The sequence below is a fragment of the Citrobacter sp. Cf125 genome (genome assembly GCF_030333935.1).
GTDB classification, from domain to species: domain Bacteria; phylum Pseudomonadota; class Gammaproteobacteria; order Enterobacterales; family Enterobacteriaceae; genus Citrobacter; species Citrobacter freundii.
Window position 1 is genome coordinate 1 of the sequence record NZ_JAOWEY010000022.1, and the last position, 14,802, is coordinate 14,802.

General features: G+C 52.4%; 15 protein-coding genes. 6 read left to right on the forward strand and 9 right to left on the reverse strand.

The annotated features are described in order from the left end of the window. From asr to msrP, 4 genes are all read right to left on the reverse strand, one after another. The coding region (gene asr, locus OGV89_RS04160; protein ID WP_286558597.1) for an acid resistance repetitive basic protein Asr at positions 1–305 on the reverse strand (305 nt) is incomplete at its 3' end. A 137-nt stretch (positions 306–442) separates the two neighbouring features. Further along, positions 443–1,930 carry a carboxypeptidase M32 gene (locus tag OGV89_RS04165; protein ID WP_096878430.1) on the reverse strand — a complete coding sequence of 496 codons (1,488 nt, stop codon included), beginning with the start codon at positions 1,928–1,930 and terminating at the stop codon, positions 443–445. 47 nt (positions 1,931–1,977) lie between these two features. Continuing rightward, the gene (gene msrQ / locus OGV89_RS04170; RefSeq protein ID WP_003843582.1) at positions 1,978–2,604 is read right to left on the reverse strand and encodes a protein-methionine-sulfoxide reductase heme-binding subunit MsrQ; all 627 of its coding nucleotides are present in this window, start codon (positions 2,602–2,604) and stop codon (positions 1,978–1,980) included. Next, positions 2,604–3,608, reverse strand: coding sequence for a protein-methionine-sulfoxide reductase catalytic subunit MsrP (gene msrP / locus OGV89_RS04175; RefSeq protein WP_003843584.1), 1,005 nt, complete (start codon positions 3,606–3,608; stop codon positions 2,604–2,606). Before msrP ends, msrQ begins: the two co-directional genes overlap by 1 nt. 189 nt (positions 3,609–3,797) lie before the next feature. Between msrP and OGV89_RS04180 the strand changes: the two genes are divergently transcribed. From OGV89_RS04180 to OGV89_RS04190, 3 genes are all read left to right on the forward strand, one after another. Then, a complete protein-coding gene (locus tag OGV89_RS04180) occupies positions 3,798–4,520 on the forward strand; it encodes a winged helix-turn-helix domain-containing protein (protein WP_003028928.1) in 723 nt (240 codons plus the stop codon). Further along, on the forward strand, positions 4,517–6,007 hold the full coding sequence (locus OGV89_RS04185) for a sensor histidine kinase (RefSeq protein ID WP_003843586.1): 1,491 nt from the start codon (positions 4,517–4,519) through the stop codon (positions 6,005–6,007). Before OGV89_RS04180 ends, OGV89_RS04185 begins: the two co-directional genes overlap by 4 nt. A gap of 143 nt (positions 6,008–6,150) precedes the next feature. After that, the gene (locus OGV89_RS04190) at positions 6,151–6,840 is read left to right on the forward strand and encodes a CPBP family intramembrane glutamic endopeptidase (RefSeq protein WP_003028926.1); all 690 of its coding nucleotides are present in this window, start codon (positions 6,151–6,153) and stop codon (positions 6,838–6,840) included. Between the two features lie 30 nt (positions 6,841–6,870). Here the strand turns inward: OGV89_RS04190 and ynfM are convergent, their stop codons facing one another. Continuing rightward, positions 6,871–8,124 (reverse strand): multidrug efflux MFS transporter YnfM/SxtP(Kp), encoded by a 1,254-nt coding sequence (ynfM, locus tag OGV89_RS04195; protein ID WP_003028925.1) that lies wholly within the window; start codon positions 8,122–8,124, stop codon positions 6,871–6,873. Positions 8,125–8,231: 107 nt separating this feature from the next. Between ynfM and ynfL the strand changes: the two genes are divergently transcribed. The 3 genes from ynfL to bioD all read left to right on the forward strand — a co-directional run bounded on the left by ynfL (position 8,232) and on the right by bioD (position 11,300). Next, positions 8,232–9,140 carry a multidrug efflux transcriptional activator YnfL/SxtR(Kp) gene (gene ynfL, locus OGV89_RS04200; RefSeq protein WP_003836337.1) on the forward strand — a complete coding sequence of 303 codons (909 nt, stop codon included), beginning with the start codon at positions 8,232–8,234 and terminating at the stop codon, positions 9,138–9,140. Positions 9,141–9,258: 118 nt separating this feature from the next. Continuing rightward, complete coding sequence (mlc, locus tag OGV89_RS04205; protein ID WP_003028923.1) at positions 9,259–10,479, forward strand: sugar metabolism global transcriptional regulator Mlc; 1,221 nt, start codon at positions 9,259–9,261, stop codon at positions 10,477–10,479. A 125-nt stretch (positions 10,480–10,604) separates the two neighbouring features. After that, positions 10,605–11,300 (forward strand): dethiobiotin synthase, encoded by a 696-nt coding sequence (gene bioD / locus OGV89_RS04210; protein ID WP_003028922.1) that lies wholly within the window; start codon positions 10,605–10,607, stop codon positions 11,298–11,300. Here bioD and clcB read toward each other — a convergent pair. The 4 genes from clcB to OGV89_RS04230 form a co-directional block, all read right to left on the reverse strand. Continuing rightward, on the reverse strand, positions 11,256–12,545 hold the full coding sequence (gene clcB, locus OGV89_RS04215; protein ID WP_032939109.1) for a voltage-gated ClC-type chloride channel ClcB: 1,290 nt from the start codon (positions 12,543–12,545) through the stop codon (positions 11,256–11,258). The two genes, bioD and clcB, sit on opposite strands and share 45 nt — an antisense overlap. A 119-nt stretch (positions 12,546–12,664) precedes the next feature. Beyond that, positions 12,665–13,279, reverse strand: coding sequence for a Tat proofreading chaperone DmsD (gene dmsD / locus OGV89_RS04220; protein WP_003028918.1), 615 nt, complete (start codon positions 13,277–13,279; stop codon positions 12,665–12,667). Positions 13,280–13,321: 42 nt separating this feature from the next. Continuing rightward, the gene (locus tag OGV89_RS04225) at positions 13,322–14,176 is read right to left on the reverse strand and encodes a dimethyl sulfoxide reductase anchor subunit family protein (protein WP_003843594.1); all 855 of its coding nucleotides are present in this window, start codon (positions 14,174–14,176) and stop codon (positions 13,322–13,324) included. Between the two features lies 1 nt (position 14,177). Next, a complete protein-coding gene (locus tag OGV89_RS04230; RefSeq protein ID WP_003843596.1) occupies positions 14,178–14,795 on the reverse strand; it encodes a DMSO/selenate family reductase complex B subunit in 618 nt (205 codons plus the stop codon). Between the last annotated feature and the right edge of the window lie 7 nt (positions 14,796–14,802).

Genomic DNA, 14,802 nt, shown 5'->3' on the forward strand with positions numbered 1-14,802 from the left:
GCTTTTTGTTCTGCAGCTGGTTTGGTTGCAGCTTTTTTGGTGTGTTTTTTAGCAGCCTGAGCTTTCTGCTCTGGTGCTTTCTGTTCTACAGCCGGTTTTGTGGTGGATTTTTTAGCGTGTTTCTTGGCAGCCTGTGCTTTCTGCGGCGCTGCTTTGTGCTGTTTTTTATGATGCGTGGTTTTTGCCGGCGCAGCTTTAGTGGTTGCTGCAGCAGCCGGAGCGGTTGTAGCAGTTGTTTCAGCAGCAAATGCAGCAGAAGACAGACCCATAGCAGCGGCAACAACCAGAGCTAATACTTTTTTCATTCTCATACCCTCGATTTGGTTTTTCATTCAACCCCACTGCGGGGCCGTTGAAATAACTATATCGCTGTAATCACAGGGCTTCCGTGAGTCATTGGTATCGGCGTGTAACGATATGTACAATGACTCACGGTATGAGATTACAAATAGCGGGCTTCCAGGTGGGCGCGGAAATAACGGCTGCTAAGCGGCTCTCCGGTGGCCTGGGTAATAAGCTGTTCAGTGGTGAAACGGCTGCCATGCTGCCAGATGTTCTGACGTAACCAGTCAAACAGGGGACCAAACTCACCTTGCGCAATAGACTGATTCAAATCAGGTAATGCGCGGTTAGCGGCACTGAACAACTGCGCCGCATACATAGCGCCCAAGGTATAGGAAGGGAAGTAGCCAAAGCCGCCGTCGGTCCAGTGAATATCCTGCATACAACCGTTACGATAGTTTCCGATCGTTGACAGCCCCAGCCAGGCCTGCATTTTCTCATTCCACAATGCCGGGATATCATCCACTTCAATATCGCCATTAATGAGCGCACGTTCGATTTCATAACGCAGGATCACGTGAGCGGGATAGCTCACCTCGTCGGCATCAACACGGATAAACCCGGGTTTGACCTGCTGGTTCCAGGCGATGAAATTGCTTTCTTCAAATGCAGCCTGATCGCCAAAGTAGCGCGTTACAGCAGGAATTAACCGTGTCAGAAAGGCTTTACTGCGTCCCAGTTGCATCTCAAAGAACAGACTCTGGGACTCATGAATGGCGGTGGAACGTGCCAGAGCGATAGGTTGCCCTGACCAGTTACGCGGAAGATTTTGCTCATAGCGGGCGTGACCGGTTTCATGGATCACGCCAAACAGCGCGCTGAGCAATTCGTTTTCATCATAGCGGGTGGTAATGCGAACATCTTCTGGTACGCCGCCACAGAAGGGATGTGCACTGATATCCAGCCGACCAGCGGTAAAGTCGAAACCTAGCTGTGCCATTGTTTCAAGACCCAACTCTCGCTGTACAGCTGTTGGGAAGGGGCCTACCGGGGCGATGAGCGACTGTTGAGATTGCTTTGCCACTACCTTGTTTAGCAGGTCGGGTAGCCAGCTTTTAACGTCCGCGAAAAGGTTGTCCAACTGCGCGCTGGTCATTCCCGGTTCAAAAATGTCCAGTAACGCGTCATACGGCGAACACCCTTTAGCTTCTGCGCGCAGTCGGGCTTCTTCGCGGCTATACTTCACAACCTCTTTCAGGTTTTCGGAAAATCCTTCCCAGTCATTTGCCGGTCGCTGGCTACGCCAGGCATGCTCGCAGCGGCTTCCCGCAAGTGATTTTGCTTCTACCAACGATTCCGGCAACAAGGATGCCTGGTGATGCAGTCGCGACATTTCGCGCAGGTTCGCCTGTTCTACATCGTTGAGGTCTTCCTGTTGTGCTGCGGAGATCCACATTGCCACTTTCGGATCGGTTAACAGTTGGTGTTCAAGCACGCTCAGCTCGGCCAGCGCTTCGCCGCGGGCTTTGCTTCCTCCTGACGGCATCATGGTAAACATGTCCCAACTGGCGATTGCCGAGAGGTGGGAGAAGCGAGAGAGCCGCTGGAACGTGCGGGTGAGCTGATGGTAATTATCATTGTTACTCATTTTTTGTTCTCGTTCTGTTTAGGTGTGGTTAAGAAGTTTACCGTGATTCACTCACTTTTCATAAACACACCTTTATACCTGGTTTTTCGTAAAAGTTTTTTATAGCGAAAAGCCAACAGAACCACAAAACAGATGGCGTAGATAATAGGGAGCGGTGACAACACTTTTACCGACCATATGTAATGCAGCGGTAGCAAAATGGCGGCCAGGTAGACGTAGTTGTGCAATGTTTGCCAGCGTTTGCCCATTTTACGCTGCGCGGCTTGCGTGGAGGTCAACGTCAACAGGAATAAGATAATCCAACCGGTCATGCCCAGGGATAGCCATGGGCGTGAAACCAGTTCACGACCCAACAATCCCAGATTTTGTATACCCAGTTCCAGCAGAGCATAGCTGGCCATATGCAGTGTGGCCCATGCAAAACACCATAAACCTAACAACCGCCGGGTACGAAACAACAAAGGCTGCTTTGCGTAGCGTGCAAGCGGGGATACCAGCAAAGTAGCAAGCAAAAACTTTAGCGCGGTAATACCCGTAAAGTGCTGGATATCTTTTCCCGGGTCGGCACCCAACCCGCCATGCTGCGCGGCCCAAAAGAGCCATAGCAGGGGTAAAAAACCGGCGAGATGCAGCAGCACTTTCAGGCCGGTTATCTGTTTTGCGGTCAATCTCACTAAAAATACTCCCGAAGATCCATACCCCGATATAACGATGCCACCTCATCGGCATAACCATTAAAAGGTAACGTGGGCTGTCGCTGCACATCAAGAATGCCACCCGAACCGATAAACCGTTCAGTAGCCTGAGACCAACGAGGGTGATCGACCTGCGGATTTACGTTGGCGTAAAAACCGTATTCATTCGGTGCTGACATATTCCAGGTCGTCGGTGGCTGCTCACGCGTCAGCGTAATACTGACTATCGATTTAATGCCCTTGAAGCCGTACTTCCAGGGTACGGTCAGGCGTATCGGCGCCCCATTTTGCGGCGGCAATGCTTTGCCATATACGCCTACGGTCAGCAGTGTTAGCGGATGCATGGCTTCATCCAAACGCAGACCTTCAACATAGGGATATTTTAACCCACCGCCAATGAAGCGATCTTTCTGGCCGGGCATTTCATCAGGGGCGTAGCGAGTTTCAAAGGCGACGTATTTGGCGTGACTTGTTGGCTCAACCAGCGCCAATAATTTATGCAAAGGAAATCCGACCCACGGCACAACCATCGACCATGCTTCAACGCAACGCATCCGGTAAATACGCTCTTCTAACGGAAAGCGAGTGGTCAGAGCATCATGATCCAAGGTTAAAGGTTTGTTGACCTCACCGTTGATCGTCAATGTCCAGGGATCGGTTTTCAGACTACCGGCATTGGCGGCGGGATCTGCTTTATCCAGACCAAATTCATAGAAATTGTTGTAGCCCGTCACCTTCTCTTCTGGCGTCAGAGGCAGGCTGTTTTGCCAGCGCCCGGGCTTTGTAAATTCGAGCGCTTTGCCTGCGGGTGCTGGTAGACGATCGTTGCCTTTAAACCAATCCAACAAATTAGCCTGTGTAGGGGAAGACAGCGTGGCCGCCGCCGCGCCTATCCCAAGTGCTTTGAGGATTTGTCGTCGTTGCATAAAAAAAACTGATTCGGCTGTAACATCAGCTTCCCGAAGTGGACGTTTTTTCTGCATAACTTTTCCTTTTTATTTTCATGTTAAGGAAAACAAAGCGACGTTTCCCTGTTGATGCCTGGTGTGTCTATAACGACATACTGCGCGTATGCGTATCCCTGGATCCTCACGAAAAGTTAAAAATTTTGTGATAACTTCCGCCCCTTGCCTGAGGTAAGCTTTCAGCACGACGAGAGGGGGATGACACTGATGGCAGGCGCGAAAAAGATATTTTTGGTGGAAGATGACAGCGATATTGCCTCACTTTTGCAGCTTAGCCTGAAGGATGAGGGTTACGAGATAGTTCATGAAGCGGACGGCACGCGAGCGCTTGAACAACTGGAGAAACACGTTTGGGATGCCGTTATCCTCGATTTGATGCTGCCGGGGGTCGACGGGCTGGAGATTTGTCGTCGCATTCGCCAAATGAGTTTTTATTTGCCCGTTATTATTATCAGCGCCCGGACCAGCGAAACGCACCGTGTATTGGGGTTGGAAATGGGGGCCGATGATTATCTGGCCAAGCCTTTCTCGGTGCTGGAGTTGATGGCTCGGGTGAAGGCGTTGTTTCGCCGTCAGGAAGCGATGAGTCAGAACTTGCGTATGGAGGCGGGGATTATCACCGTTCATGGCGTAGAGATTGACCCTTTAGCCCGGGAAGTTCGGCTGCATGGTAAATCCCTCGATTTGACACCGCGAGAATTCGATCTGCTCTATTTTTTCGCCCGTCATCCAGGCGAGGTCTTTTCGCGCCAGGCGCTGTTAGATCAGGTGTGGGGCTACCAGCATGAAGGGTATGAGCATACGGTGAACAGTCATATTAATCGTCTGCGGACCAAAATTGAAAAGGATGCTGCGGAGCCGGAAATTATTCTCACGGTTTGGGGACGAGGCTATAAGCTTGCTGCGGTTAATGCGGAGCATCAGCCATGATTTATCGCCTGTCGCTGAGCCAGCGTCTGACTCTGGTCTTTACCGCCATTATGCTGATTTGTGCGGTTGCCGTCAGTGCTGTCCAGGTTCGCAGTAGCAAACAATATGGCGACGCGATGGTGCAAAGGCTCTCGCTGGAGCTGGCGAGCAAGATTGTCAAAAGTGAGTCGCTTATTGATGCCAGCGGGCAGGTTAATCGCCAGACCTTAAAAGGATTGTTTAATCACCTGATGACGCTCAACCCCAGCGTGGAGCTGTATCTGGTTTCACCATCAGGTGAAATACTCGCTGATGCCGCACCGCCGGGGCATGTCCAGCAGCAGAAAATTAGCGTGCAGCCGATTCAGGATTTCCTTAACTCAGATGCGTTGCCCGTATATGGCAACGATCCGCGCAGCAGCCAGCAAAAGGTATTCAGCGCCGCGCCGGTTTTATATAACGGTGAGCTGCATGGCTATTTGTACATTATTCTGCAGGGCGAAGATCTGAATATGTTGGCGAATACCGCCTGGCAAAAAACGCTCTGGAATACCGTGGCCTGGACGTTAATACTGGTTTTATTAGCCGGCGGAATTGCAGGTTTTCTGGTGTGGCGATGGGTGACGAATCCAGTGAAAATGTTGACTGGGCAGGTGGTCAAACTGGAACAGGACAGCATTAGCGTCATCAAACAGCTGGCGCAAAAAAATCCCGACCCGGCCCCGGCAAATGAAATTGCGTTGTTGAACAATGCGTTTATCGAGTTAGCGCAGAAAATTGCGCAGCAGTGGGATCTATTAGCGGACAGCGATCGTCAGCGCAGAGAGTTTATAGCCAATATTTCGCACGATTTACGCACGCCGCTGACTTCATTGCTGGGGTATCTGGAAATGCTGTCGCTGAAAGCCGATACGATGACGCCGGAGGAAAACCGGCATTATCTTAGTATCGCGCTGCGCCAGGGACATAAAGTTCGTCATCTGTCACAACAGCTGTTTGAGCTGGCAAGACTGGAGCATGGCGGTATAAAACCGCAGCGTGAACGTTTTGCTATTGGTGAATTGATCCAGGATGTGGCACAGAAATTTGATCTCCCTGTTGCCACGCGTCATTTGCAGTTGCACCTTGACGTAATGGGGCCGTTACCGCTGGTGAATGCCGATTTATCAATGATAGAAAGAGTTGTGACGAATCTGCTGGATAACGCTATCCGTCATACGCCTGACGGAGGTGAAGTGCGGCTAAAAGTCTGGCGTGATGCAGACCGTTTATTAGCCGAAGTGCAGGACAGCGGGCCTGGGGTAGAAGAAGCTGTGCGAGAAGTATTGTTTCAGCGCCCGACCGCGTTAGTTCCCCGTGAGCAGAGGGCTGAGCGCGGCGGCCTGGGCTTACTGATCGTGCGTAGAATGCTCGAGCTGCATGGAGGGGATATCAGCCTGGTTAGCTCAACGGCAGGGGCCTGCTTCCGTTTTTCGTTGCCGCTGGCGGATTCTCCCCTGAGTAGTTGACGGTGAAGTTCCGGAGTAAAGAGGGTTTTGGCATTGCCCCAATGGGCATTGCGTAAAAGTTGGTAGGTTGTCAGTGATAATGAGAATTTTTATCATGTATCGGTAATTCATCAACTTATCTTCGATGAGCGCAAGGAGATTGTATGTCACAGGATGCCGACAACCTGTATATCGCCAGGACCAAAGCAGTAGCTGGCTGCTTTTCAATGTTTTTACTGATGTTTGGCCTCACGTTTACCCCGTTGTTTTTCCCCGCGAGTCAGGACCTGCTTGCCAAAGGGCTACTTTTCCCGCTGTTGTTTGCATTGGAATTTGTTGTGCTGGTTCCGCTGTATTACTTCTTCTTCAGAAAAAGAGAGGGGCTGGGCAAAGGCATTTTCAACGCCAGGTGGTTTACCATTTTGTTTGCGGCGCTGCTGTTTATTCAGCTTATCCTGCCATTGATTTTGGGTCTCAGACAAACCGAAGCGTGGGTGACCAGCCAAATATCTTTAAGTAGTTACGCATTGTGGTTATCTACGTTGACTCTGATATTTATTGCGCCAGTTTATGAAGAAATTGTTTTCAGAGGCTGTTTATTCAACGCGTTCCAGTACTGGTTCAATAATAAAACCTGGCTGTCGTCAGTGGTGGTATCGGTCATTTTTGCCATCATGCATACGCAGTATGTGGATCTACGGACGTTGCTGATGTTGTTTCTTGTGTCGCAGGTTTTGATCATCGCCAGACTGAAAAGCAACGGCCTGTTGATGCCGATCATGCTGCATATAGTGATGAACGGGACGGTTATTGCTCTGCAAATGGGAGCCCAGACGTTACTACCTGATTCATAAAGGCGATGCCCGGAATCCGGGCATCGGGGATTATACGTGCAGACGATGGTGCAAACGTGCGCCGACCAGCAACGCCAGCACCAGCATCAGGGCGATAAATCCGCCCACGCCGTTCCAGCCGTAGCTGTGCCAGAATACGCCGCCGAGCGTACCGGCAATACTGGATCCCAGATAATAGCTGAACAGATACAGGGAAGAAGCCTGGCCTTTAGCGCGTTTTGCCCGTGGTCCAATCCAGCTGCTTGCTACGGAGTGCGCGGCAAAAAAACCGGCTGAAAAGAGCAGCATCCCGGCGAAGATCAGCCATAGCGATGTGAACAGGGTCATCAACAGTCCAACCAGCATCACGCCAGTTGAAAAGAGCATTACCGGGCCACGGCCATAACGAGTGGTCATAGAACCTGCTTTTGGCGAACTCCAGGTCCCGGTCAGATACGCCACAGATAACAGACCGACAACCGCCTGGCTGAGCTCCCACGGAGAGAGCATCAGGCGGTAGCCGATGTAATTAAACAGCGTGACAAACGATCCCATCAGTAAAAAACCTTCCGCAAACAGCAGCGGCAAGCCTCTGTCGCGCCAGTGCAAGCGGAAGTTGATAAACAACGTTTTCGGGCGCAGCGACGTTGGTCTGAAATGACGAGATTCCGGCAGGATTTTCCAGAACATCAGCGCAGAGGCAAGGGCAAAACAGCCGATCGCCGCCAGCGCGATACGCCAGTTAAAAAAGTCGGTAAACACGCCGCTGATCAAGCGACCACTCATACCGCCAATCGAGTTACCGCTGATATACAAGCCCATTGAGAAGGCGACGAAACTAGGATGAATCTCTTCACTCAGATAGGTCATCCCTACCGCCGCGACCCCGCTCAGTGAAAGTCCTATCAGCGCCCGCATGATTAAAATACCGTGCCAGCTGGTCATCATTGTTGAAAGGAGCGTACAACAAGAGGCGAGCAGCAGTGCGGTAACCATCACCGGCTTGCGGCCAATAGCATCTGAAAGTGGACCGGTAAACAGTAACCCTATCGCCAGCATCGCCGTTGAAATGGAGAGCGAAATACTACTGCTGGCAGGAGAGACTCCAAACTCGTGCGAAAGCACAGGCAGTATGGGTTGTACGCAATAGAGGAGGGCAAAAGTCGCCAGTCCGGCGGAAAACAGCGCCAGCGTGACACGCATAAATGGGGATGTTCCGCGTTTGATAAAACCATCCGGCGGGGTAACTATCTGTTCATCAACATCGCTTGTTGGCGCGGTATCGACAGTTGTTGTACGGCTCACTTGAAATCCTTGCTCATCCAATTACGTCTACAGGACCAGCCTTAAGAGTATGAAAATCACAATATTCTGTCTAATATATTAATAATCTCAAATAATACTTTAAAAATATGAATATCGAACTGCGTCATTTACGTTACTTTGTGGCCGTTGCCGAAGAGTTGCATTTTGGTCGGGCGGCAGCGCGATTAAACATTTCGCAACCGCCGCTAAGCCAGCAGATCCAGATCCTTGAACAGCAGGTTGGCGCCCGGTTACTTGCCCGAACTAACCGTAGCGTGGCGCTGACCTCTGCCGGAAAGCAGTTTCTTGCAGACAGTCGGCAGATCCTCGGGCTGGTTAATGAAGCCGCCGCCAGGGCTGAGCGTTTGCATTTGGGAGAAGCAGGGGAATTGCGTATCGGCTTTACGTCGTCGGCGCCGTTTATCAAAGCCGTTTCAGATACGTTATCTCTGTTTCGTCAAAGCTACCCGGCAGTGCATATGCAAACCCGCGAAATGAACACACGTGAGCAAATTGCCCCGCTCAATGAAGGGACGCTGGATTTGGGACTTCTGCGCAATACGCAGCTTCCGGAAACGCTGGAGCGTGAAATCATTCTGCATGAACCACTGATGGCGATGATCCCACGCGCGCATCCGTTGGCGCAAAAACCCGTGGTCACGTTGGCCGAGCTGGCGAATGAACCATTTGTCTTTTTTGATCCCCATGTGGGGACAGGGTTGTATGACGATATTCTTGGCCTGATGCGTCGCTATGGACTAAAACCGACGATTGCGCAGGAGGTTGGCGAAGCGATGACTATCATCGGGCTGGTGGCTGCAGGATTAGGGGTTTCTATACTTCCTGCTTCTTTTAAACGGGTGCAGCTATATGAAATGTGTTGGATCCCGATAGCGGAAGAAGATGCTGTCTCGGAAATGTGGTTAGTGTGGCCAAAGCATCATGAGCAAAGTCACGCCGCGCAACGTTTTCGTGAGCAGCTGCTGGCGGCCGTTCAGGCGATTAATTTAGTTTAAAAATGAGTGAAAATGTGCAGTAAATCACAAGGCTAAGTAAAAAGTTGACGGGAGCCATTGAAGTGCTTCACCATAGCCCGCAGATTATTTCGGAGCGCGAAAATAAAGGGAGTAAGTGGTGGTTGCTGATAGTCAGCCTGGGCATATCGATCAAATTAAGCAGACCAATGCTGGCGCGGTTTATCGCCTGATTGATCAGCTGGGTCCGGTATCGCGTATTGATCTCTCTCGCCTGGCGCAATTGGCGCCTGCCAGTATTACTAAAATTGTCCGCGAAATGCTCGAAGCGCACCTGGTGCAAGAGCTGGAAATCAAGGAAGCGGGCAGCCGTGGGCGTCCGGCAGTTGGGCTGGTTGTTGAAACGGAAGCTTGGCACTATTTATCCATCCGTATCAGTCGCGGCGAGATCTTTCTGGCACTGCGCGATCTGAGCAGCAAACTGGTGGTAGAAGATTGTCTTGAAATGGAGCTGGTCAGTGAAACACCGCTTCTGGAACGTGTTATTACCCAGGTCGACCAGTTTTTCATCCGCCATCAACAAAAGCTGGAACGCTTAACCTCCATCGCCATCACCTTACCCGGCATTATTGATACTGAAAACGGTATCGTGCATCGCATGCCATTTTACGAAGATGTCAAAGAGATGCCGCTGGGCCAGGCGCTTGAGAACCATACTGGCGTACCGGTCTATATTCAGCATGATATTAGCGCCTGGACCATGGCTGAGGCGCTTTTCGGCGCATCGCGTGGTGCGCGCGACGTCATTCAGGTGGTGATCGATCATAACGTGGGTGCCGGGGTGATCACTGACGGTCATTTACTGCATGCAGGCAGCAGTAGCCTGGTGGAAATTGGCCATACGCAGGTGGATCCGTACGGTAAACGCTGCTACTGCGGTAACCATGGTTGTCTGGAAACGATCGCCAGCGTTGACAGCGTGCTCGAACTGGCGCAGGTGCGCTTGAAGCAGTCAATGAGTTCTTCTTTACACGGGCAACCGCTGACGGTAGACGCACTGTGTCTGGCGGCAATGCAGGGTGATTTATTGGCGAAAGATATCATTAGCGGCGTCGGGACCCACGTCGGCAGAATTCTTGCCATCATGGTGAATTTGTTCAACCCGCAAAAGATATTGATTGGGTCTCCGCTCAGTAAAGCGGCAGATATCTTGTTCCCTACCATCGCTGACAGCATTCGTCAGCAGGCACTTCCGGCTTACAGTCAGCATATAGTCGTCGAAAGTACGCAGTTTACCAATCAGGGGACGATGGCGGGGGCGGCGCTCGTTAAGGACGCGATGTATAACGGTTCTTTGTTGATTCGTCTATTACAGGGTTAACATTTTTTAACTGTTGTACGAAAAATTGCGCTATCTCAAGCTGATCCTGGTCGTCATACCTTAGACTTTCTCCACTGTTTTATTTTCCTGACTTATATTTTCAAAGCATAACGGTGGAGTTAGTGATGCTGAAGCGTTTCTTTATTACAGGTACAGACACTTCTGTTGGGAAGACCGTGGTTTCCCGCGCATTACTACAAGCGTTAGCGTCAGGGGGTAAAAGCGTTGCGGGTTACAAACCTGTAGCCAAAGGCAGCAAAGAGACGCCCGAAGGTCTGCGCAACAAAGATGCGCTGGTGCTGCAAAGCGTGTCCACTATCGAACTGCCTTACGAAGCGGTCAACCCGATTGCGCTCAGCGAAGACGAAAGTAGCGTAGCGCATAGTGGTCCGGTCAATTACACCCTGTTATCCAACGGTCTCGCAAGCCTCAGCGAAAAAGTCGATCACGTTGTCGTGGAAGGCACCGGAGGCTGGCGGAGCTTGATGAACGATCTGCGTCCGTTATCGGAATGGGTGGTGCAGGAACAACTGCCGGTGCTGATGGTGGTGGGTATCCAGGAAGGCTGTATTAATCATGCCATCCTCACCGCACAGGCGATTGCCAGCGACGGACTGCCGCTGATTGGCTGGGTCGCGAACCGAATCAACCCGGGGCTGGCGCATTATGCGGAAATCATTGATGTGCTGGGTAAAAAATTACCTGCCCCGCTTATCGGTGAACTGCCTTATCTGCCTCGTGCAGAGCAGCGTGAGCTGTCGCAGTACATCCGTCTGTCAATGCTCGGCAGCGTGCTGTCGGTAGATAGAGTCGTGGCGTAACGTACGCGACAGCACCGACGCCAGGACACAGGCAATCAGTAATCCGGGGAGCAGGCGATACTCCCCGGTCATTTCACAAACCATCAAGGTCGACATTATTGGTGCATGCGTGGTAGCCGCCAGCAGCGTGGCCATCCCCGTTAAGCCCAGCAAAATAGCAATTTCATCCGAGCCCGGAAGCCATAATCCCCATACCTGACCCAGCAGCATGCCCACCGACAAGCCGACAAACAGCGTTGGCGTAAACACGCCACCTGGCGCACCGGATCCACTGCTGGCAAGCACCGCCAGTAATTTGCAGATAAAAATCCCGCTAACTACGGCCAGCAGCGGTGGCGAAAGTAAATATGACTGCACCACGCTGTAGCCATTACCCCAGACTGCAGGCGTGAGCAATGAAAGCAGGCCAACGATCAACCCACCAAGCGCCAGTTGCCACGGCGGCGAGAGTTTTAAGCGCAAAAAACCATTATGGCTGGCGGTCATCAGCCACATGAAGAGCGGTCCGCAGATGCCAGCAGTCAGACCGGTGCTGACAATCATAACGTATTCCAGAGTATGCAATTCCCGAGACAGGTGCACGGTATACAGCAGCGCATTGCTGTCGCTAAGCAGATTGGTGGTGAGTAATGCGACTACGGCGGACACCACTACCGGTCCCAGTGATGCGAGGATCAGCGTGCCAAACAACACTTCGGCAATAAATAAACTGCCCGCCAGCGGGGCATGATAGGCTCCGGCCATACCCGCTGCGGCGCCGCAGGCAATCCATAACTTCCATTCTGTACGTGGGGTAAAGCGTTGAGCAAAGCAGGAAGCCGCCAGCGCCGCCAGTAAAATCATGGCACCTTCGCGTCCGATAGCGCTCCCGCTGGCGACAACCAGTAACGAGGCCAGCGATTTCACCAGGCTTGCACTGACGTCAAATTGTCCGTCGGTTTGTAGGGCTTCCATATAATCAGTGGGAGCCTGTGGGCGTAAACGGTTAAATTTTTGCCAGCCCCACAGCAGTAATCCAGCCGCCAGACCGCCGAGTGCAGGTGTCAGCATACGCCTTAAAGGCGAAAGGTTTGTCGCAGCGTTGACCAGACTCCCCGTGTTATTGCTCAGAAACAACCATTCGAGAAGCAGCATGGCATGACGAAATCCTGCGACGGCCAGCGCAGCAAGGACGCCAATCAACGCGGCGATCAGCAGACGGCGGAACATGGCGCGCAGGTCAGGATAAGCATGTAAATGATGCATGTGTGGCCAGAGAGGAAGTTTCAGACGTTTTATTTTGCGGCTATTTGACAACAGAAGCAAAAGCTCAGCGTGCGCAACAGGATGCACCACAGGCAGTATGCATCCTGCCTGTGACGAAATTAACGAAACAAAGGCTTATCGGCTACCGGGATCAATAACTGTGATTGCCACTGTGCCAGCGTCAGACGCGCCAACTCACCCAGCGCCTGATAGAACGGGTGATCGGCTTTTTCGATAAACACATTAAGGAAGCGCGATGACCATGGGAACAGATGCCAGGCCAGCAGCTGTTCGCACTCGGTGTGGCGTTCGTTCTCAGCAAGCCAGGCCGTCAGCAACAGTAGTGAACCAAAGTGATCTTCTGGCTCATTTTGCTGCATAGCAAACTGGATACCGTTGTCACGCATCCACTGACGCAGAGCCAGCGTGGAGTCGCCAAACAACACGTTTTCTCGATCCAGCCAGACGGATCCCCAGGGCGGAGAAGGGAGCGCATAAGGGCCAACAAACAGACGTTGCCAGGCTTGCGGGAGAGACTCATCGGCCTCAGCCTGAAACTGTGCAACTAACGGCGAAAGCGTTGTCTTTTCAAGCGGCCACTGCGCCTGCCAACCATCGTTGCTTAAGGCACTGACCAGTGCCGAAGCTTCGGCACTGTCTGGGGCATAGTAAAACAGCGCGCCGAGCACACGCGCTGCGGTGGAAAAGTTGTCACGTTGTGAAAAATGGGTCATGCAAACAATCCTGAACAGTGCGGGTTGCCCCGCACCCGAAAATTAACCTGCGACAGCCATTCCGACTGTCATATGTAAACCGTAAAACAAGCCGCGGCCAATGATTTCACCGGCGAGGACGGACACTAAGCCCAGCGCCAGTCCGCCGACGGACGGTTCTTTGCGACGGACAAGCGGGCATATCCAGCAGCCCAGCCCCGCAACCAGCAGGAGGATGCGCCAGACCTGCAGGCTTGCGTAGTCGGGCACCAGCGCGCCAGCGTTTTGTACCGAACTGTGGATTTCGCCGAGCGACAGTCCCTGCAGCACAACAACAGCCACGGTCACCAGCAGGGCCAGCACGCTGATACCAGCGAATCTGGCAGGGCTGCAGGAAACACCCGCAGCCCGCAGCAGCAGGGCGGCAAACAGCGGTCCACTGAGCAGCATCGTCATGAAAAACGCCAGTGTAGTATAGCCATTATACCAGGTTGGGACGGTGTCTATCTGGTAGACGTTGGTCATCGCATAGACAAATACCAGGCCCAGCAACATGCTCAACAGCAGCCAGATTTTACCTAACGTTGCGGGCATTTTACCGAGAAACGCCACCAGCCACCACAGGCCACCGACGGCGAAAAACAGCGAACCGCTGGCAATTTCGTTACTCAGCGCCGATGCGCCAATTCGGTTCAGCGAGTTAAACGCGCGCAGCGGCGAACCTAAATGCATGACTGAGGCGAGAAAGGCGATGCCCATCACCAGCCACAGAAAAAACATGCTGCGCACAATACGCTGCTTTACCGCATCGTCTTTAGTGGTTAGCCAGCCGTAGCCACTTACGATCAGCGCCCCGGCTACGCACTGGCCCAGCACCGTGAACAGTACCAGCGGCCATTCATGCCATCCATTTCCCATTTTACACCTCCTTTGGATTAGCCAGAAAACCCGTGGTATCCCCGGTCGGGCGGCAATTGGCGTTTGGTTTGATCACAATACTCGGTCTGGTGAAGTGCGCACCCGGCAGCGGGGCGACGGCTGCCAGATCACCATGTTTTTTGCGCAGCTCATCAATGGGACCGAAGTCCAGCGCACGCAGCGGACAGGACTCGACGCAGACAGGCTTTTTGCCGTCTGCCACGCGGTCATGACAGCCATCGCACTTGGTCATATGCCCTTTGGCGGCATTGTACTGCGGTGCGCCGTACGGACAGGCCATGTGGCAGTAACGACAGCCAATACACACATCTTCATCAACGACCACAAAACCATCATCACGTTTATGCATAGCCCCGCTGGGGCAAACCTTGGTACAGGCCGGATCTTCACAGTGGTTACAGGCAATGGAGAGGTAGTAGGCGAAAACGTTCTGTCGCCAGACGCCGTTGTCTTCCTGCCAGTCACCTCCGGCGTATTCGTAAATCCGGCGGAAACTGACGTCGGGGGTGAGATCCTTGTAGTCTTTGCAGGCCAGTTCGCAGGTTTTGCATCCGGTGCAACGACTGGAATCAATAAAAAATCCATACTGAGTTGTCATGGGTTAG